This is a genomic window from Pseudoalteromonas sp. QJM3NY_22 (assembly GCF_056173065.1).
In genome coordinates this window covers 306,263-325,435 of sequence record NZ_JBWBTZ010000002.1, presented here as the reverse complement: position 1 = coordinate 325,435, position 19,173 = coordinate 306,263, and the positions used below count along the sequence as shown (strand labels likewise).

Here is a 19,173-nt window from a genome sequence, read left to right as displayed (position 1 = left end):
ATTTACTTGTGATTAAAATCAATAACTTATAATTAACAGGTAAAATTACTTGTTGTAATAAGTAAGTAAAGTTGTTCAAATGCAATATATGATTTATTTTTGAGTGGCACTGCGTTGAATTTGAAAAATATCGTGTTACATAAAACGTTAATTGTTACATTTTTGTTTATTTTATTGGTCGTTACGTGGGTTTGTGGACAAGTTAGTGTGTATAACGATGATTTGCATTTCCCAGTTATGATCGAAACCTCAACAGAGTGTCAAACAACAGCAACAAGTAATAAAAGCCAATTGATTGTTTTTACGCAATCAAGAAAAATAGCCAAGTTATTAACACAAAATTTGTGTTCTGATAACGTAGTGTCTAAGCAGTATGGCTCTGTAAAAGGATATTGGGGGTATAGAAGGGCAGACAGCTTTGAGTTTGTTGGTAAAGGTATTGCTGATTTAATTTTGGCTAAAAATAATATTATGGCAGCCTTTAAAGCAGAGTCAACCTATAACTACCAGCCTGTTGTTGGCTTTTCTGACTACACGGCTTTTTTTATATCTTCTAAAGAAAAGCCTCGAATCACAAAACAATACTTTTTAGATAAGCGCATAGGTTTGCTTGATTATCCGACCAGCCGCTCAGGGCATATTTTACCAAAGCAGACGTTTAAAGAGTTGGATATAAATTTAGCTAATTTGAAAATCACTTATGCTAGCTCTCATAACGAATTACGTGATTTACTCGCCGACGGAAAAGTAGATATTATTGCCTCGTTTTGGAAAGAGAGCGACGAAAAACGTTTTTCTAAAAACTATATTACGCCATTGAGTAATAACATTTCAGGAACAAGATGGTACTTAAAAATGCAGCAAAACAATACTGATTTATTGTGTGCAGTGCAAGCAAATTTACTGGATATGTCTAAAGATCAAAGTTTGCATTACTATCAAAACGTACAGCCATTTTGGAGTTGCGGTACTAGTTCAGTAAACTTAAAAGAGGAAGTTAGTGATGAGTAAATATAAACAACTGCTTGTTTTACTTTGCTTGTTTTTAACTTTATCGTCTGTTTTTTATATTTCTGTAACTCAAAAAAACCAGCAAGTAACTAAACAAAAAATAACGCAGATAGAAAGGCAAATAGCACTAGATTTACCATTACTTGATTTACCAAATGAGCTGCTTAAGCATTCAGGTAATAAAGATGCAGTTAACAGCTATATCAAAATCTTAAATAGCTACATTAATATGAGTGGGCTTAAAGTTGTTGCTATTGCACCAAAAAGCGAAATGGCAATACCTATAAACTCAAGCCAAATAATACGTAATTTGAGCACAAATAACGGACTCGTATTAGTTGTTTTTAGTGTTAAACACATTCACTTTCCGCTGAGTCATTTTATTTATTATTTTATATTTTTGGTATTAAGTGTGTTGATTAGTTTTTGGGTAAAGTTTGCGTTTATTAAACAAAGTAATAAGCAGTTTAATAATGCAAAGCATCAATCAATTGCAGAACCTACGCCGCTGATACTTATTGTTGATCTTAATGATAAAACATTATCTAGTAGTTGTAATACAGAACAAAAAATATGTTTAGCCAATAAGCCATTGTGCTTTTATTTAGCACTTGTAGAGTATTGTACAAATAACGATGATGTAGCACTTAGCCATAATAAAGATGTACCTGAGGAACTGCTAGAGCTTGCTAACAAGTATTTTTATAGGTTAGTCCAACTTGGTCACACGGTTAGAAAAAGACCAAACTTTAATAATAGTCTTGAAAAAACGTTGAGTGAAATACGTGCGGCACTAGATGAAGTACTTAACGAATGCCCTGAAGAAAAAGAGTTATATTACCCACCAAAAGCGTATGGTGAGGGCTCTCGTTCTCGTTTGCATAGTTATGGGCTGGCAAATATTAAAAAAGGTAATATTGAAATAAGAGGAAAGTAGCTTAGCTACTTTCCTCTTATTATCTTTATTTACTTAGGAGCAAACTCAGCCGTTTTAAGAGGGCTGTTTTTTGATATAAAGTCTTGAAGGGCTTGGGCATCTGTTTCATCTGTACTAACAAACCCCTTTTTATTAGTAAGCGCAGGGTAGCCATCACCGCCTGATGCGTTATAGCTATTTAGACTCATTCTATACGTATTATGTTTATTAAAAGGCTGGCCATTAATAACCACATTAACTAGCTGGCCATCTTTACGCTCAAACGATAGTTTATGGTATTGCAAATAAGCACCTGCATCCGGTGGGAAGCTCGTTACTGTATTTAAATAATCCCATAAATCACTGCCTTGCCAATCCATATAAGTAATGCGATTTTTAAAAGGATGTACTTTTAAAATATCTTTATAGCTTACTTCACCAGCATCAATTGAGCTGCGAATTCCACCACCACTTATCAGTCCAAAATCTGCACCCACTACATCCATTTGTGCTTGAATAATTACGCGAGCAAGATTAGTTTGTTGATAGCGAACTTTATTTCTGTCACCTTCTAAGCGAGCATCTACTTCACCAATGGTACCTTCAATTTGTTTAGCGCCTTTAGCTTGATATACCGCTAAATAAGATTCAAGTTTTGAATCTGGTTTAATGTACTCGTTTGCTAATACTGCTTTAGTAGAGCCATCAGCTTGTACTTTATCAACATACAAATTAACTGGCATAAGTTTGTAGTCAAGTAATGTTAATTTACCGTTTTCAAGTTTAAACTCAGCTTTACCCACATACTTACCCCATTCATGGGCCTGCATAATGTAAGTACCGTTTTGCTGGTCTGGTTTACAGGCAAGGCCTGGTTTAAAGTTATCGTCATTTACATTTGTATCACTCATACACACAGGTTCTTGTGAGTGACCACCAATGATCATATCAAGCGTGTTTGCAGGAAGTGAGCGGGCAAGCGTTACATCGCCTGGTGCATTAATGCCAAAGCTGGCATCAACATAATGACCCATATGAGTCAGTGCAATGGTAATGTCAGGGTTGTACTTAGCTTTTATTTCTTTAGCTAGTTTTGCGGTAACGTCAACAGGGTCTTTAAACTCTAAGTGCCCAATATACTGAGGATTACCAATTTTAGCTGTGTCGGTTGTTGTTAATCCAATAACGGCAATAGTTAAGCCATTTTTTTTGAATATTTTATAGCTATCAAACGCGTGCTCGCCTGACTCTTTTTCAAATATATTGGCTGATAAAAAAGGGAAATTCACCCATTTTTGTTGTTGCTTCAAAACATCGATAGGGTTATCGAATTCGTGATTACCTAATGCCATTGCATCGTAACCAATCAGCGACATTCCTTTAAAGTCAGGTTCTGCTTTTTGTAAATCTGACTCAGGAATGCCCGTATTAATATCACCGCCAGAGAGTAGTAAAACGGCATGACCTTGTTTGTTCGCTTCAGCTCGAAGCGAATCAATAAGCGTTTTACGTGCAGCCATGCCGTATTCGCCTTTTTCATTGTGCCAAAAACGTCCATGGTTATCATTTGTATGTAGAACAGTTAAGTATTGAGTTGAGGGACTACTAGTTGATGATGAAGTGCAACCAAGTACACTAAGAATAATTGAGAATAAAATAATAATACGCATAAAATACCTATGGATTAAGGTCTACTTAATTTATTGAGCGTGTAGTTTAAACTAGTTTAATCCTAAAAAAACGTACTTATTTACATTTTATTTAGAAGGTGCGGTTAATTGATTTGTGGCAGCACGTTCACGACGCCTCAATTCGGTATTCGCATATTCCCGCTTGCTGTGATTAGTACCTATCATCCATGTTAAAAAGCTCGCCGGTAGTTTTGTGTATGGTTCACCTTTGTGTAAACCAAAGTCACAAATTGTATGTTTAGTGTGTGGCATTGTTGGGTCCTATTATTTGTGTGTTTTTAAAGTAACAAAAAGTAGCTACGCTTTTTAGATGATTTGATTGTAAATAATTGAGTATATATAGCCAAAAAGCATATAAATAATGATGTATGTAATTAATTTGTTATCAACACGGTCTAATTTGTATCAACTTAAACTTTAGAATCGATTTTAATCGCCTATGGTATTAATGTATTAATGTATTAACTACTTATCTAAAAAATATAACTACAGGAATGTAACATGAAAAAACTTTTACTTGGCTCAGTACTCACTGCAGCAAGTTTTACAAGCACCGCTACTATTGTCGAAATGAACACGAGCCAAGGTGTGATAGAAATTAACCTCTTTGATCAACAAACACCTAAAACAGTCGAAAATTTTTTAAGTTATGTTCAAGATGATTCATATAACGAAACAGTGATTCACCGCTCTGTCAGTAATTTCGTTATTCAAGGTGGTGGATTTACATTTTCTGATTCATTAGATGCGATTACGACAAAGCCTTCTGTAGTAAATGAACCCGTTTTTTCTAATGTTAAGGGTACAATTGCTATGGCTAAATTATCAGGTGATGCTAATAGCGCGACAAGCCAGTGGTTTTTCAATATCACCGATAACAGTGCTGCACTTGATACGCAAAATGGTGGTTTTACCGTGTTCGGACAAATTACTGCAGCGAGTCAATCTACTTTAGATAAAATTGCAGCTTTGGTGCACTGTGGTGAAACTCCAGTTGTTGATATTACTGCTGAACAATGTTCAAGCAATGACGTAACGATTAGCAGTGCTAATTTAGTGACTATTCAAAGCGTAACTGTAATGGATGATGATCCGAATTCTTCAGCAGGGCTTACAGTCACTGCAAATACGTTAATTGACGCTGACACATCAACAGATTCAGGTAGTAGCTCTGGCGGCGGGTTAATTTGGCTTTTAGGTGCTTTCTTACTTGCGGTACCTCGTTTAAAACGTGCTAAATAATTAAAATTAACGGTAATGTGGATGGCCTAAACCAGCCGTCCACATTACTACTGTTAAACTTTGCTATTTAAAATAGTACTCGCCAAACCATTGCTAGCCAAATTGAAAACACACAAATACAACCCAGTAAAAACACGTTAAAACGTGCGCGTACGTTATTTTTACCTAAATGAATAACACTATGCACAATTCGTGTTGCTACAAATAAACAGGCCAGTATAGCCACAAGTGTACTGGCGCTATTAAGCAGTAGCGCAAGTAAACAACCCGCGTAGAAAAGTACAGGTATTTCAAACTGATTCGAAAAGTTCCTATCTGCAACCCTAATAGTGTCGCCAGCCTTATCTAACTGCATTGTTTTAAAATCACTTAAATCTAGTTGTTTGTTTTTAGCTGCGGCAAAGCGCCTTTTACCCATAATGAGCATAACAACCAGTGAAAGCGTAACTTGTGCAAACATGGCAAGTATGATGATTTTTTCCATTGTTTTTCCTTATTATTATTTAGAATTTGCGTGTTTTTTAATCTCGCAAGGTTGGCAGACTTCCAACTAATATCCGATTATGAAGACATTTTTCACAATGTGTTACACAAAATAGCGTTATTTTGTAGAAAGTTATTAATTGAAAATGTTAGTTTAGCTTAACTATATTGCTTTGAATTGGCGCACGCTATTTTGCGCAATACTTTTTAATGGAAAACAAAAATGAAAAAGATTATTGGTTTTAGTGCTATCGCACTTGCAGTTTTAAGTGGTTGTTCAAATACGCCTTCGGTTTCAGTGGCGCCTCAGGCCTCTTTATTATCAGATACGTTAGTCGTAAGTCCTAACGATAACCGCGAATATAAAACACTTAAGCTGGCAAACGACATTGAAGTAATTTTAGTGTCAGATCCGGGGGCTGAAAAATCAGCCGCAGCACTAAGCGTTGGTGTTGGTTTACTCCATGACCCAATGTCTCAACAAGGTATGGCGCATTATTTAGAGCACATGCTGTTTTTAGGCACAGATCGTTACCCAGATACAAAAGGGTACTCTGATTTTATGACCAAAAATGGTGGCGCGCACAACGCGTATACGTGGCTCGATATTACCAATTACATGTTTAAAATTAATAACGACGCGTTTGATGAAGGATTAGATCGTTTTGCCGATTTTTTCAAAGCGCCAAAGCTATATCCTGAATACACAGACAAAGAAAAAAATGCAGTGAACGCAGAGTGGTCAATGCGCCGCGAAATGGACTTTTTTGGTCAGTTTAAACTCGCGCGTAAAATGATGGGCGATCACCCCGCTAATCGTTTTTTAATTGGTAATCTAGAAACGCTTGGCGATAAAGAAAACAGTTCACTTCATAAAGAAACGGTTGATTTTTATAATAAATACTACTCTTCAAATATTATGAAAGTTGCGCTTATTTCTAATTTACCTATTGGTGAAATGGAGCAAAAAGCGCAAAAATACTTTGCTGATATAAAAAATAAAAACATCGAAAAACCTACAGTGACTGCAAAGCTTGATTTTGATAACGCTGGCGGAAAACGCGTGTTTTATGCACCAAATGAAGATGTAAAACAGCTACAACTTGATTTCACCATTGCTAATAATAATAGCGAATTTGCACTTAAACCAAACCGATTTGTAGCGTATTTACTAAGTAATGAAATGCCGGGCAGCCCAGCGCAACTTCTTCGTGATAAAGGGTGGGTGTCTCAGCTTTCAGCTTCAGCTGCACCTAATCAATATGGCAACTACGGTTCGTTAAATGTAAATGTAGAGCTTACAGATGAAGGCATGAAAAATCGTGACGAAATAGTTGCGACTATTATGCAGTACATCGATTTAATTAAAAAAGAAGGTGTTGATAGCAAGTACTTCAACGAAATTCGTACATCACTAAATAACCAGTTTAAGTTTTTAGAAAAAGGTGATGAGTTTAATTATGTAAGCTCGCTTACGCAAAGCATGCAAGACTATCCGTTAAATCACGCTATTAATGCACCTTATTATTATGCAAAGTTTGACGCTGACGCTATAAACAATGTGCTTGAGCAGTTAAATGCCGATACCCTTCGTATTTGGTATGTATCGCTGCAAGAAGAGACTGATTCACAACTACACTTTTACGACGGTAAATACCGCATCAGTGACATTAGCGATGATGAAATTGCCAGCTGGAAAAAACCAAGCGAATTTAAGTTAGCACTACCAACAGTAAACAATTTATTGCCTGAAAATTTTGCAATAAAAACTCAAGCATTTAAAGAGCAAAAACACCCAGAACTTGCTTACGATAAAAATGGTGTAAAAGTATGGCGCCAAGCAAGTCAAAAATTTGCAGAGCAGCCAAAAGGGCTTGTCGAAGTTTATATAAATACTCAACCAGGTTTGAACGATATTAAAGCAGAAGTCCTTTATTCTGTTTGGGCCGATTTATATAATATTCAACAAAGTCAGTTAAGTACCGAAGCAGCAATCGCCGGTATGAGCGTCAGCTTAGCACCGAGTAATGGTCTTGTTTTATCTATGAGTGGTTTTACAGATAAGCAAAATGTATTGCTTAAACAAGCTTTAACCGGATTAAAAGCCGATGAAACAGCACAAGCATTTAGCCAAGCGGTAGATCGTTTTAAACGTAATTTACTAAATCAACAAAAGCAGTTTCCGTATGCACAAGCATTTGGCGAGTTTTCAAAACTAACGCGTACAGGTGGCTTTGATACAGATGCGCTTATTAAAGCCGCTAACTCACTGAGTGTTGCCGACTTAGCACAATTAAAAACCGCTACGTTTGCACAAAACGATTTACGTGTATTTAGTTATGGTAACTACAATCAGCAAGATATAGACGCGATTGCAGAAGAATTAAGTGCAACATTACCAAGTAATCATAAACACAGTGAATTTGCGCGCAGTAAAGCATGGTTACCACAACCGGGCGAAACGCTGGTACTGCAAAAAGATATTGATGTAGCCGATGTAGCGGTGGTCGATATGACCGTTCACCCTGTTGCCGGTTATAAACAAAAAGCAGAAGCAGCTGTATTACAAAGCCACTTTAGAACAGTTGCGTTTGATAAAATGCGTACTGAGGAGCAACTTGCATACGCAGTAGGTGCGTTAGCTCGCCCAATTGAAGATTACTCAGCAATTGGTTTGTATATTCAAACACCGGTTAAAGGACCAAAAGAAATACAAGCTCGTTTTGATGAGTTTAAAAAAGAATACGCAGTTGAACTTGATAACATGAGCGACGAGACTTTTGAGCAGCTTAAAAACTCTACCCTTGTATCACTTAAAGAGCAGCCTAAAAACTTAAGTGACGAAATGAGCCCACTTATAAACGATTGGTACCGTGAAAACTTTACCTTTGATTCTAAGCAAAAGCTGATTGATGAAGTTGAAAAAGTAACGCTTGCAGATATAAAAGATTACTACAAGCAAACAATGCTTAACCCTAATGCCGCCCGTTTAAATGTGCAATTACGCGGTACTAAGTTTATAGAAAGTGACTTTGCCGATTTACCAAATCAAACTAAAATCACAACGCTTGATGCCTATTACAATGGTATTAAACTACAAAAATAAGCTTTATCTATGTAGCTAAAAATAAACCCCAATGTATCACTACATTGGGGTTTTTATTTAACAGACATTGATCAGACCAATTTCAAAAATTTCGATTTAATTTAAACGCTTAATTCTCTTTAATTTGATAAAATAACATCTCAACTTTGAGGTGTATATGAATCTAAAAATCAAACGGTTAGACCATCACGGTATTGTTTCAGGTGTTATAGAAGACTTAAAAATTGTCAGCCTTTTAGATCAATACTTACCTCAAGACGATAAACAAGAAATCACCCCCGGTGAAGCTGTAAAAGGCATGATCATGAATGGACTCGGTTTTGCCAATCGACCTTTATCACTCAGCCCTCAATTTTTTACTAACTTGCCTCTTGAACATTTATTTCGTGAAGGGGTTCAAGCATCACATTTTAATCGTCACAAACTTGGTAGAACTCTCGATCAATGCTTCGAGTTTGGCTGTGAAAGCTTATTTTCATTAGTCTCCGGACAAGCATGTGAAATAGAACAAGTTGATAAAACCTTTGAATCACTTGATACAACGAGTCACTCACTGACAGGTGAATATGCTTTTGATGATGGAGATAGTGATGAAAACGTCATTAAAATTACTCATGGCTATAGCAAGGCTCACCGTCCTGATTTAAAACAAGTCGTACAAGAAATCATTGTTAGCCAAGATGGTGGGATCCCGCTTGCATGTAAAAACTGGGATGGTAACAGCGCAGACACCGCTATTTTTAAAGCGCGAAGTAAGGCGCTTGTTGACGAGTTCAAAAAAAGCCAAGCTCCTAAATACCTTGTGGCAGACTGTAAACTTTATCATAAAAGTAATGCTGAGTTTTTAACCAAAATTCAATTTCTCACGCTAGTACCTTCAACAATTTCTCTTGAAAAATCCTCTATAAGTACAGCCATAGCAGCCAACCAATGGGTTAATATTGATGATAACTATCAATATGTTGTTGAAGAGATTGAGCATATGGGGATAAAGCAAAGATGGATGATTATTTATTCAAAAGCAGCTAATAGCCGAGCACAAAAAAGCATTGTTCGACAAGTTGAGCGAGCACACACAGGCATCAAAAAAGACCTCTTCCATTTACAAGCTCAACGTTTCGCTTGTCAAACTGACGCACAACGCGCATTAGATAAATTAGCGAAAAAGATGAAGCATCATCAAATAGCGACTCAGCAATTTATTAAGCATAAAGTCTATGAAGGTAAAGGGCGACCTAAAAAAGATGCGCCAGTAAAAAATATTGAATGGCAAATCACGGCAGAAATTGAAGAAAACGAAAGCGCAATAAAACAGATTGTAGAACAAAAGTCATGCTTCGTATTAGCAACGAATATTGATAAAGAAGCCCTTTCACCAGTAGGTTTACTTAAGCATTACAAAGCACAATCTGAAGTAGAAAAAGGGTTTAGGTTTTTAAAAGACCCCTTGTTTTTTGTTTCATCATTATTTATCAAAAAGCCAAGTAGAATAGATGCTCTGTTGATGGTGATGACACTTTCATTGTTAGTTTATTCAATCGCGCAAAGACGAATGAGAGCGAATATGAAAAAAGAAAAAGCCACGATAGCGAATCAAATCAATAAAGAAATATCTAACCCAACATTACGTTGGGTCTTTCAGTGTTTTGAGGGAATTAATCTACTCCAGCAAGGCGACAAAATCAGCTTGGATGGTTTTGATGAGTTCAGGGAAAAGATAATAAGGCTCATTGGTGGACATGCGTTGCATTTATATAAAATCCAAAAAGTTGCCTAGGGGTCTGATCAATGCCTGATTTAAGTAAATTTAAGCCATTATCAAAAAGCCTATAACAGCTAATGCCGCAGCAATCAGTGTATATGGCAATTGTGTAACGGCATGGCTCATTAAATTACAACCAGAACCTTGCGCTGCGAGTACGGTTGAATCTGAGTAAAAACATGCTTGGCTACCAAAAGAGGAAGCCGATAATAGCGCACCAATGACCAGTGGTATGTTTGCATCAACCGCATTTGCCAGTGGCATAACAATCGGAATTGATACAGCAAAAATACCCCAGCTAGACCCAGTTGCAAACGCTAAAATAGCCATTGAAATAAATACCACGGCTGGTAAGTATGCAGCGGTCATATAAGGGCTTAAGCTGCCAATAACAAACTGAGGCAAACCAATTAAGTCGCATACATCTTTAAATATAAACGCAGCTATAACAGTACCAATCGCGGGGATCATACTTTTAAAGCCATCAAGCATGCGTTCAATCATTTCACTTACGCTCATTAATTTTTGTAGAGCATAAAACGGGAGAGTGACCGCCATTGTTGCTAATAAGCCTTTGTATACGTCTATTTCAAAGTAAACAGTAAATGCAACCAGTAAAATAATCGGCACCAAAAAGTTACGTAATTTACCTTTAGGATCAGCATCTTCAAAGTTTTCTTCTACGGCTTTTACTGCATATTCATCCGCTGTTTGAACGTCATTGTATTGGGCTGGATCAACTTGAGCTTGCTCAATTTGAGCTTGCTCAATTTGAGCTTGCTCAATTTGAGCCATTTGCTCTGCTTTTTTCATTGGGCCAATCGCAGGGATAACACCCAGCACAACAAGTAAAATAACAAGCACTGCAAACCACGCGTAAAACATGTACGGAATAGCTTGAATATAAACAGCAATCCCTTTGCCTTCCTCAGCAATACCGTTATCTACCAATAAGCCACTAAAAAATACCGCCCAGGTAGATAAAGGGACAAGCACACAAATTGGTGCAGCAGTTGAGTCAACAACGTAAGCAAGCATCTCACGGCTCACTTTAAATTTATCGGTAATGCGTTTCATGGTTTCACCCACAGTAAGCGCATTTAAATAGTCATCAATAAAAATAACCACACCTAAACAAAAGGTCATAAACAAAGATGAACGCTTACCTTTGGTGTACTTAAGAGCTAGCTTGCCAAAAGCCGATGCACCACCTGTACGCACTAATAGTGTGATAAGTGCGCCAAAACCACCACATACAAGTATTAGCCAGCCGATGGTTTCGTCTGTCATCACTTTTAGCGATGTACTCGCAAAGTTAGTAAGTACCTGTGCAGGGTCGGCTATAACTAAACCAACTAAAGCACCAATAAGTAAAGATAAAATAGGGCGGCGTAATACAACAGCCAATACAACTACCACCAACGGTGGCAGTAAACTTAACGCAGAAGGTTCAAGCATTTAAGTATTCACAAAATTAAAAGCATGTATAAAAATTAAAATAGTATTAATTTTTATACATGCTTATACAAAAACAAAGAAGATGATAAGTTTGTTGTTAAATCATCTTCCAAGTCACTGCTTTTGTACGCGTGAGAGGGACACTTAAACAGTTATGTTAAATAGCTGTTTAAGTGAAACGCGTTGGCTTTGGCGCCAGACGGTGCGAGGAGTGCAAACCGCTATTGTTGTGCCTGTAAAAACATCGGCGCAAAAATAATCTGCTTTTTAATTTCAGTCAACAAAAAGTTACATGCTAAACAAAGTTTTTTAGAGGAACTTACATTGAACGCAGTATTTAAAACAAATCGTCTGTTGTTACGCCATGCGAATGAGATTGATGCAGCGGTTTTACTTAAGCTAGTTAATCAGGCTAGTTTTATAAAGCACATTGGCGATAAAGCAATTTATACCCTTGATGATGCCAAGTCGTACATCAATCAGTCATTTATTGCTTCTCATAACTACCAAGGCTTTGGTCCTTACGTTATTACTTTGCATAATGCTGAAGTGATTGGCGTTGTTGGGTTTTATAAACGTGCAGCGCACTTTTGCAACATAAACATAAATTTGGAATTACAAAACTGTGTGCAATAACATCACTAGATAATAGGGCATCGCAGAATGTGTTGTTAAAATTGGGTTTTAAAATAGAGGGCAAAGCGGTTATCAATAATGATAAAACCGCCGTGATTATATTGTCACTTAATGATTAAAGTCTTGCTTGTTCTATTTGTTTTGCAACATTTAGGTTTATATTTAGCCATGTTGCTTCAAGTGTCGAAACCAGGCCATCGTATCCATCATCATCTATAGGCACTAGGTTTGAAAAATTATGGATACTTATAAGACGTCGGCCTGTTTCTGGGTGTGTGTAATATAAACGCCAAAGCCCTGAAATATCAGCGTTACCTTGCATATCGCCATTAAAGTGATGAATTTCGTATTCAAGCTCATAAAATGTTTGTTGATCGAGTTCAGTAATGACCGGTAAGCCCTTTATAACCATCCAATTTGGCATAGCATTAAAAAGAGTTTGCTGGGCTGTGGCAGTAAGCATTACATCTGGCGATTCACCCCACAGGTTGTAATTAGCAGCATGAATTTGGTTGCTGTCTATTTTCATAGCAATGCCCAAATTATTTAAAGCGCCTCTGAGTACAACAGTTTGTATTCTTAGTTGCGCATCTGTATCCGCAATGTTTCGAGACGAAGCACCTATAGGCTGTTCAAACTGGTAATACTGTGTCGCAGTTTGTATTGATGAACTACAACCTGACAATAGTAATAATAAACTTGCAGTTAAAAATAACGATTTCATTATTGCTTCCTTGGTTTTGGATCTGCGGGTAATGATTTATCAAAAATTAGCATATTAGGTTGCTCGTTTAATCCGCGAGTTAGAGGCTGTAGGCCCTCACTTAAACGTTTAAACTCTTTTAATGTTTGCTGTATTTGATGATGAAGTTCAGAACCGGCTTGGTAACTGGCCATGGTTTTGTCGAATTGACGCATGGTTACTTCAAATTGCACCATACTTTTTGTCATTTTCTCAAAATTACGGTTAAAGTCGCCTGGTAAGTTTTGTGTATCTTTTTGGCTCAGTAGCTCTCGCATTTCATTAGCAAGCGCTCGATAGTCAGTAAATGTCGCTTGCATTTGCGCTAAGCTATCTTCAATTTTTAAGTCATTAACTTTATTGAGTACATCAGATACTTGATCTGCCAATACGGTTATACCGCTGGAAATGCTTGGAAAAACATCATATTGAACAAGTTTGCCTAAATGCGCTGCGGGTGCGTCGGGATATATATCAAAATCAACATACACCGCACCCGTTAATAAATTGCCGGGCTTTAATGAAGCGCGCATCCCACTTTCAATCCAGCCTTTTAAACTACCTTGCCAATATTCTTTAGCTGAAGCACTGTCATGATACAAGCGTCCGTATTCTACTTTTATAAGTACCGGAACGGCCGTATTATGGTTTCTAAAGTGAGCGGGCTTACCGTTGACAATTACATTAGCAGGGGCTTCTACAACAGTCCCTACACGCATACCTCTATATTCTACAGGCGCTCCTGTGCGCAACCCTCTAACGGATTGTTCGAATTCAATTAGGTAGTAATCAAAGTCGTAAAAGCGCTCTTCTAACGCTTCTTTATAGCTTTGGCTTAATGAAAAGCTATGCCCATCTTGTGCTATTTCACCCGGTGCCTGTTGCTCAGGTAACCCAACAGAAACACCGCCTTTTAAAAGTTTGCTTAAAGAGCCAGTATTTATATTAATACCGTCTGCAGAGAGGTCAATTTCAATACCCGCGTTCACCCAAAAAATAGAATTCATAGTGATGAGGTTTTGATAAGGTTCTTTAATAAACACGCCATACTTCATTGCTTGGTTTTCCCAATCAAAAGTAGCGGTTTCTATCTGACCTATTTTGTAATTTTTGAAAAATATACCGGTACTTACATCTAGTACTTCAGCATTATAACTAAGGAGTTTAAAGCGACCGCCTTTAACGTCTTTACCGATAAGTGCGGGTTCATCTTGGAGCGTAAACCTTTCTTTTAGTTCTTTACTTTCTCCTGGAGAAAACTCTAAATAAACACCTGATAAAAGAGTACTCATACCACTAATACCTGTTTCATCAATGCGAGGTTTAACGACCCAAATTTTTGCATCATCGGTTAATAAGCTATTGTAATTTTTATCTATTTGTGCACGAGCAATAACACTGTCTTGCGTGTCGGATAGCCGAACATGATCAATTTGACCTATTTTTACACTGCGCACTTTTATTTCCGTTTTACCTGCAATAATACCTTCGGCCTGTGGCATTTCGATAAAAATAGTAGGGCCTTTATTTGCTTGATACTGATATAGCATCCACATGCCTACTAACAGCGCAATTGCCGGAATGATCCAGATAGCGGAAATTTTCGGTTCTTTTGTTATTTCGGCGGTTTCGGTCATGCTTTGTTCTCTGATTTTTTGTTTTTAGGGGAATCCCACAACAAGCGTGGGTCAAAGGCATGGGCAGCCATCATTTGGCATATTACCATAACTGTAAAAAATACAATGCCAAGACCTGGAGTTACCGACATTAAATTACCAAGCTGTACCAAGGCAACTAAAATAGCAACGACAAATACATCTATCATTGACCATTTTCCAATAAACTCAGTCAGTTGATAAATTCGAGTATAACTTTTTGTATGCCGATTTGCAGGCTTTGTAACCATAATACATAAAAAGCTCAGCACAAACGCTTTAGCAAGCGGTACAACCACACTGGCTAAAAATATAATGGCAGCAATGGGATAGGAACCACTCTTCCAAAGTGTAATTACACCACCAATTAATGTAGAGGGGGATTCATCACCTAAACTAGTGGTATGCATTATTGGTAAAACATTAGCAGGAATATAGCAAATAACAGAGGTTATTAACCATGCAGTTGCTTTTTGTACACTATAAGGGTTTCTGACGTGTGTTTTAGTGTGGCAACGCTGGCATATATCACCGGTGCATAGTTGGTGGCATACATGGCAGGCTTTAATATTTTCATCAATTGCGCGTTTTGCGTTATCAGCGCCTTCGAGTAATTTTACAGGCTTAATTTGAGCCCATAAACGCGGGCGATTTAAGTGAACAAGTGCTGCTATATATAAAATAACAAACCCTACATAAGCCCAAAAACTTGCCCCAAAGCTAATATCAGCCAGCGACATAATTTTAACCATACTGACCAGCACACCGATTAAAAATATTTCTGACATAATCCAAGGCTCTAACGCAAGCGTGAATTTCAATAACCGCCTTGCTATGCCTTCGGGCAATGTTTTTAATACCCCTAAGTGCAGAGGGATCAAAATAAGGAGTAAACCCATAGGCAGGGCAATAATGCTCAAATCAATAAATAAGCCGAGTAGTTCGCTATCGTAATTAAATAAAATTCGTGCGGCATCGGGTAGAGTAATTGTTTGAGTAATGCCGCTACTGCTAAATGAAATGAAAGGGTAAAACATGCTGCTTAGCAACATTAACAAAGCGCTAAAACTCAGTGCAACAATACGGCTGTCGTGATTCACATCGGCTTCGCAAAGTTTATGATGACAATGTGGGCATATCGCCATTTGTTTCGCGATTATGCGAGGTATGTCTATGATCAGATCGCAGCAGGGGCAGACAGTTTGCAATGTAATACCAAGCAAGAAGAATGTTTGTCCAATTTTGCAATATTTAATGCATTAATACAACGCGAACAGTGAATAAGCCTTTAAAAGCCAAACATTTTAATATTGTTTGGCTTTAGGGCTTTTAGTCAAATAACGCCACCGTTTGGCGTGTAAGGGCTATTAACTCCCCTGATAGTGACCAAATACAGCCATCTTCTAAACCATAACCATCTTTTGAATGATGAGTGATTGCTTCAAAGCCAAGCCATTCGCCAGGTGTTAAGTTTGGTTCTTGCACAAACTCTAAGTACCAAGACATGCTACTAGCTGGAGCGGGTTGTTTAAACATTTGTAATAACGTAGGTGGCCATGCATCTGTTAATGCAATAACGTGCGCTTCTGTTATTTGCTCTGGGGTGTGCTTAAAGCGCATCCAGCCCCCTAAGTGAGAAGTTTCTGCGCTGCTAAATGGCATAGCGCCTTGTTGTGGGCATAAATCAACATGCTGAAAAAACTCAGGCATCTGGCCTTTAACAAAAGGGAGTGTATAGCGCTCGTCTACCGGTTTTAACCCTAAAGATTTCGAAACGGGCACATTAACACCCGACTCTCTACTTTTAGCAAAACATGCTTGTACGATAACGCACACTTGTTCATTTTGAATGGCTTTGGCAAGTACTTGTGTACTACTTTTACCTTGTCGTAGTATTTCTACTGATAAAGAAAAGGGAGTATCGGCAAGCAATGGTCCTACAAAATTAGTGCTAAGAGAAAGTAGACGACGATCACTTGCAACCTTACCCCTGATTGCTTGATACAACAGTGCGGCTGATAGCCCACCAAAAGCAGTTCTGCCTTGGCACCAGTTTTCTGGAAATTGCATTGTGCTAGTTAATTGTTCGGTATTGTCTGAACTTCCAATTTTTTCAGCTTGGAGAAGTAATTGTTCAAAATGCATGAAGATGTCCTTTTATAGTGCGATTTAATAAATTTATAACACAACCAAACTAGTCAGACCAGTAATTAAAAGCGCCTCTGGCGGTGTAAAAATCATCATTCCTTACAATTATTAGGGTTATTTTGTAAATAAATCATAAAAAATGAATTTTTTTTCATTTTTACAGTTGAAATAAGTTTGGCGCATCCCTATTTACTAAGTCATCGAACGTATTAACGAATATTGAAGTTGGAGAAGTTTCATGGGTAAAATTATTGGAATCGATTTAGGTACTACAAACTCTTGTGTTGCAGTACTTGATGGTGGCAAAGCACGTGTTATTGAAAACGCGGAAGGCGATCGCACAACCCCGTCTATTATTGCTTACACGCAAGACGGCGAAACATTAGTAGGTCAATCTGCTAAGCGTCAAGCGGTTACTAACCCGACAAACACATTATTTGCAATTAAGCGTTTAATTGGTCGTCGTTTTGAAGACGAAGAAGTACAACGCGATATCGGCATCATGCCGTTTAAAATTGTTAAAGCTGATAACGGCGATGCATGGGTAGAAGCGGGCGGCGAAAAACGTGCTGCACCACAAATTTCTGCTGAAGTACTGAAAAAAATGAAGAAAACAGCTGAAGACTTCTTAGGTGAAGAAGTAACTGAAGCCGTAATCACAGTACCTGCATACTTTAATGATTCACAACGTCAAGCTACGAAAGATGCTGGTCGTATTGCGGGTCTTGAAGTTAAACGTATTATCAATGAGCCAACTGCTGCGGCACTGGCTTACGGTATGGATAAAAACCGTGGCGAAAACATCGTTGCAGTATATGACTTAGGTGGCGGTACTTTCGATTTATCAATCATTGAAATTGATGAAGTTGAAGGTGAGCACACTTTTGAAGTACTTGCTACAAACGGCGACACTCACTTAGGTGGTGAAGATTTCGATAACCGTGTAATCAACTACTTAGTAGCTGAATTCAAGAAAGATCAAGGCTTAGACCTTAAAAATGATCCGCTTGCAATGCAACGTGTTAAAGAAGCTGCTGAAAAAGCAAAAATTGAACTTTCATCTGCACAATCTACTGAAGTAAATCTTCCGTATGTAACTGCTGATGCATCTGGTCCTAAGCACATGAACGTGAAACTAACACGTGCTAAGCTTGAGTCACTAGTTGAAGATTTAGTAACTAAAACAATTGAGCCACTTAAACGTGCACTTGCTGATGCTGATTTATCAGTAAGCGACATCAACGACATTATTCTTGTTGGTGGTCAAACACGTATGCCTTTAGTACAAAAAATCGTTGCAGAGTTCTTCGGTAAAGAGCCTCGTAAAGATGTTAACCCTGATGAAGCAGTAGCCGTAGGCGCAGCGATTCAAGGTGGTGTACTTGCTGGTGACGTTAAAGATGTACTATTACTAGACGTTTCTCCATTATCTCTAGGTATTGAGACAATGGGTTCAGTAATGACTGCATTGATTGAGAAAAACACGACGATTCCTACTAAGAAATCGCAAACATTCTCAACAGCTGAAGATAATCAATCTGCTGTAACAATTCATGTACTTCAAGGTGAGCGTAAACGTTCAAGCGACAATAAATCTCTAGGTCAATTTAACCTAGAAGGTATTCGTCCAGCACAACGTGGCACACCACAAATCGAAGTAACATTTGATGTTGATGCCGATGGTATCTTACATGTATCTGCTAAAGATAAAGACACAGGTAAAGAGCAAAAAATTACGATTCAAGCATCTTCAGGCTTAAGCGATGACGAAATTGAAGCGATGGTTCGTGATGCAGAAGCACATGCTGAAGACGATAAAAAGTTTGAAGAACTTGTAGCTGCTCGTAACCAAGCTGATGCTTTAGTTCATGGTACTCGCAAGCAAATTGAAGAAGCTGGCGATGCATTACCAAATGAAGACAAAGAAGCGATTGAAGCGGCTGTTGTAGATTTAGAAGCGGCTATTAAGAGCGACAATAAAGAAGAGATTGAAGCTAAAACTCAAGCGCTTGCTGAAAAGTCTCAAAAACTGATGGAAATTGCTCAAGCGAAAGCGCAGCAAGGTTCAGCAGATGCAGGCGAGCAACAGCAATCAGCTAAGCAAGATGACGACGTTGTTGATGCAGAGTTCGAAGAAGTGAAAGACGACAAATAATTGTTGCTAACGCTTCTCGCTAGCCAAAAACACTTAACTCAGTTGAGTGTTTAGGTTAGGATGAACAATTGAGGCGCGCGAGCAATAGCTTGTCGCGCCTTTTGCATGTGTTTAAGGTTCAAATTCAATGATAAATCGATGCGATTTATCGGTTTATCCAGCAGCTTA

Annotated in this window: 15 protein-coding genes; 7 read left to right on the top strand and 8 right to left on the bottom strand. The window is 37.9% G+C overall.

Going from position 1 to position 19,173, the window contains the following annotated elements:
* Positions 1 to 114: 114 nt before the first annotated feature.
* On the top strand, positions 115 to 1,011 hold the full coding sequence (locus tag AC0VZ4_RS21760) for a type 2 periplasmic-binding domain-containing protein (RefSeq protein ID WP_475442109.1): 897 nt from the start codon (positions 115 to 117) through the stop codon (positions 1,009 to 1,011).
* Positions 1,004 to 1,948 (top strand): hypothetical protein, encoded by a 945-nt coding sequence (locus AC0VZ4_RS21755; protein WP_475442108.1) that lies wholly within the window; start codon positions 1,004 to 1,006, stop codon positions 1,946 to 1,948. The genes AC0VZ4_RS21760 and AC0VZ4_RS21755 overlap by 8 nt, the downstream gene beginning before the upstream one ends.
* A gap of 29 nt (positions 1,949 to 1,977) precedes the next feature.
* On the opposite strand, the gene ushA is transcribed toward AC0VZ4_RS21755, so the two are convergent.
* Both ushA and AC0VZ4_RS21745 read right to left on the bottom strand, forming a co-directional pair.
* Positions 1,978 to 3,597 carry a bifunctional UDP-sugar hydrolase/5'-nucleotidase UshA gene (ushA, locus tag AC0VZ4_RS21750; RefSeq protein ID WP_475442107.1) on the bottom strand — a complete coding sequence of 540 codons (1,620 nt, stop codon included), beginning with the start codon at positions 3,595 to 3,597 and terminating at the stop codon, positions 1,978 to 1,980.
* A gap of 87 nt (positions 3,598 to 3,684) precedes the next feature.
* Entirely contained in the window at positions 3,685 to 3,870 is a 186-nt protein-coding gene (locus AC0VZ4_RS21745) for a hypothetical protein (protein ID WP_475442106.1), read from the bottom strand.
* Positions 3,871 to 4,119: 249 nt separating this feature from the next.
* On the opposite strand from AC0VZ4_RS21745, the gene AC0VZ4_RS21740 reads away from it, so the two are divergent.
* Positions 4,120 to 4,860: a peptidylprolyl isomerase gene (locus tag AC0VZ4_RS21740; RefSeq protein WP_475442105.1), complete on the top strand. Its 741-nt coding sequence runs from the start codon at positions 4,120 to 4,122 to the stop codon at positions 4,858 to 4,860.
* A 67-nt stretch (positions 4,861 to 4,927) separates the two neighbouring features.
* Here the strand turns inward: AC0VZ4_RS21740 and AC0VZ4_RS21735 are convergent, their stop codons facing one another.
* The gene (locus AC0VZ4_RS21735) at positions 4,928 to 5,344 is read right to left on the bottom strand and encodes an MAPEG family protein (protein WP_475442104.1); all 417 of its coding nucleotides are present in this window, start codon (positions 5,342 to 5,344) and stop codon (positions 4,928 to 4,930) included.
* Between the two features lie 222 nt (positions 5,345 to 5,566).
* On the opposite strand from AC0VZ4_RS21735, the gene AC0VZ4_RS21730 reads away from it, so the two are divergent.
* Complete coding sequence (locus AC0VZ4_RS21730) at positions 5,567 to 8,449, top strand: insulinase family protein (protein WP_475442103.1); 2,883 nt, start codon at positions 5,567 to 5,569, stop codon at positions 8,447 to 8,449.
* A 157-nt stretch (positions 8,450 to 8,606) separates the two neighbouring features.
* Entirely contained in the window at positions 8,607 to 10,226 is a 1,620-nt protein-coding gene (locus tag AC0VZ4_RS21725; RefSeq protein ID WP_475439728.1) for an IS1634 family transposase, read from the top strand.
* Between the two features lie 30 nt (positions 10,227 to 10,256).
* Here the strand turns inward: AC0VZ4_RS21725 and AC0VZ4_RS21720 are convergent, their stop codons facing one another.
* The gene (locus tag AC0VZ4_RS21720; RefSeq protein ID WP_475442102.1) at positions 10,257 to 11,669 is read right to left on the bottom strand and encodes a Na+/H+ antiporter NhaC family protein; all 1,413 of its coding nucleotides are present in this window, start codon (positions 11,667 to 11,669) and stop codon (positions 10,257 to 10,259) included.
* 324 nt (positions 11,670 to 11,993) lie between these two features.
* Here AC0VZ4_RS21720 and AC0VZ4_RS21715 point away from each other — a divergent pair, with 324 nt between their 5' ends.
* On the top strand, positions 11,994 to 12,305 hold the full coding sequence (locus AC0VZ4_RS21715) for a GNAT family N-acetyltransferase (protein WP_475442101.1): 312 nt from the start codon (positions 11,994 to 11,996) through the stop codon (positions 12,303 to 12,305).
* Positions 12,306 to 12,420: 115 nt separating this feature from the next.
* Here AC0VZ4_RS21715 and AC0VZ4_RS21710 read toward each other — a convergent pair whose 3' ends face one another.
* From AC0VZ4_RS21710 to AC0VZ4_RS21695, 4 genes are all read right to left on the bottom strand, one after another.
* Entirely contained in the window at positions 12,421 to 13,029 is a 609-nt protein-coding gene (locus AC0VZ4_RS21710; protein ID WP_475442100.1) for a PqiC family protein, read from the bottom strand.
* The gene (gene pqiB, locus AC0VZ4_RS21705) at positions 13,029 to 14,684 is read right to left on the bottom strand and encodes an intermembrane transport protein PqiB (RefSeq protein ID WP_337120903.1); all 1,656 of its coding nucleotides are present in this window, start codon (positions 14,682 to 14,684) and stop codon (positions 13,029 to 13,031) included. The genes AC0VZ4_RS21710 and pqiB overlap by 1 nt, the downstream gene beginning before the upstream one ends.
* Complete coding sequence (locus tag AC0VZ4_RS21700; RefSeq protein WP_342863206.1) at positions 14,681 to 15,847, bottom strand: paraquat-inducible protein A; 1,167 nt, start codon at positions 15,845 to 15,847, stop codon at positions 14,681 to 14,683. Before AC0VZ4_RS21700 ends, pqiB begins: the two co-directional genes overlap by 4 nt.
* A 184-nt stretch (positions 15,848 to 16,031) precedes the next feature.
* Positions 16,032 to 16,847: a thioesterase family protein gene (locus tag AC0VZ4_RS21695; RefSeq protein ID WP_475442099.1), complete on the bottom strand. Its 816-nt coding sequence runs from the start codon at positions 16,845 to 16,847 to the stop codon at positions 16,032 to 16,034.
* Between the two features lie 241 nt (positions 16,848 to 17,088).
* On the opposite strand from AC0VZ4_RS21695, the gene dnaK reads away from it, so the two are divergent.
* Entirely contained in the window at positions 17,089 to 19,005 is a 1,917-nt protein-coding gene (gene dnaK / locus AC0VZ4_RS21690) for a molecular chaperone DnaK (RefSeq protein WP_475442098.1), read from the top strand.
* Positions 19,006 to 19,173 lie beyond the last annotated feature (168 nt).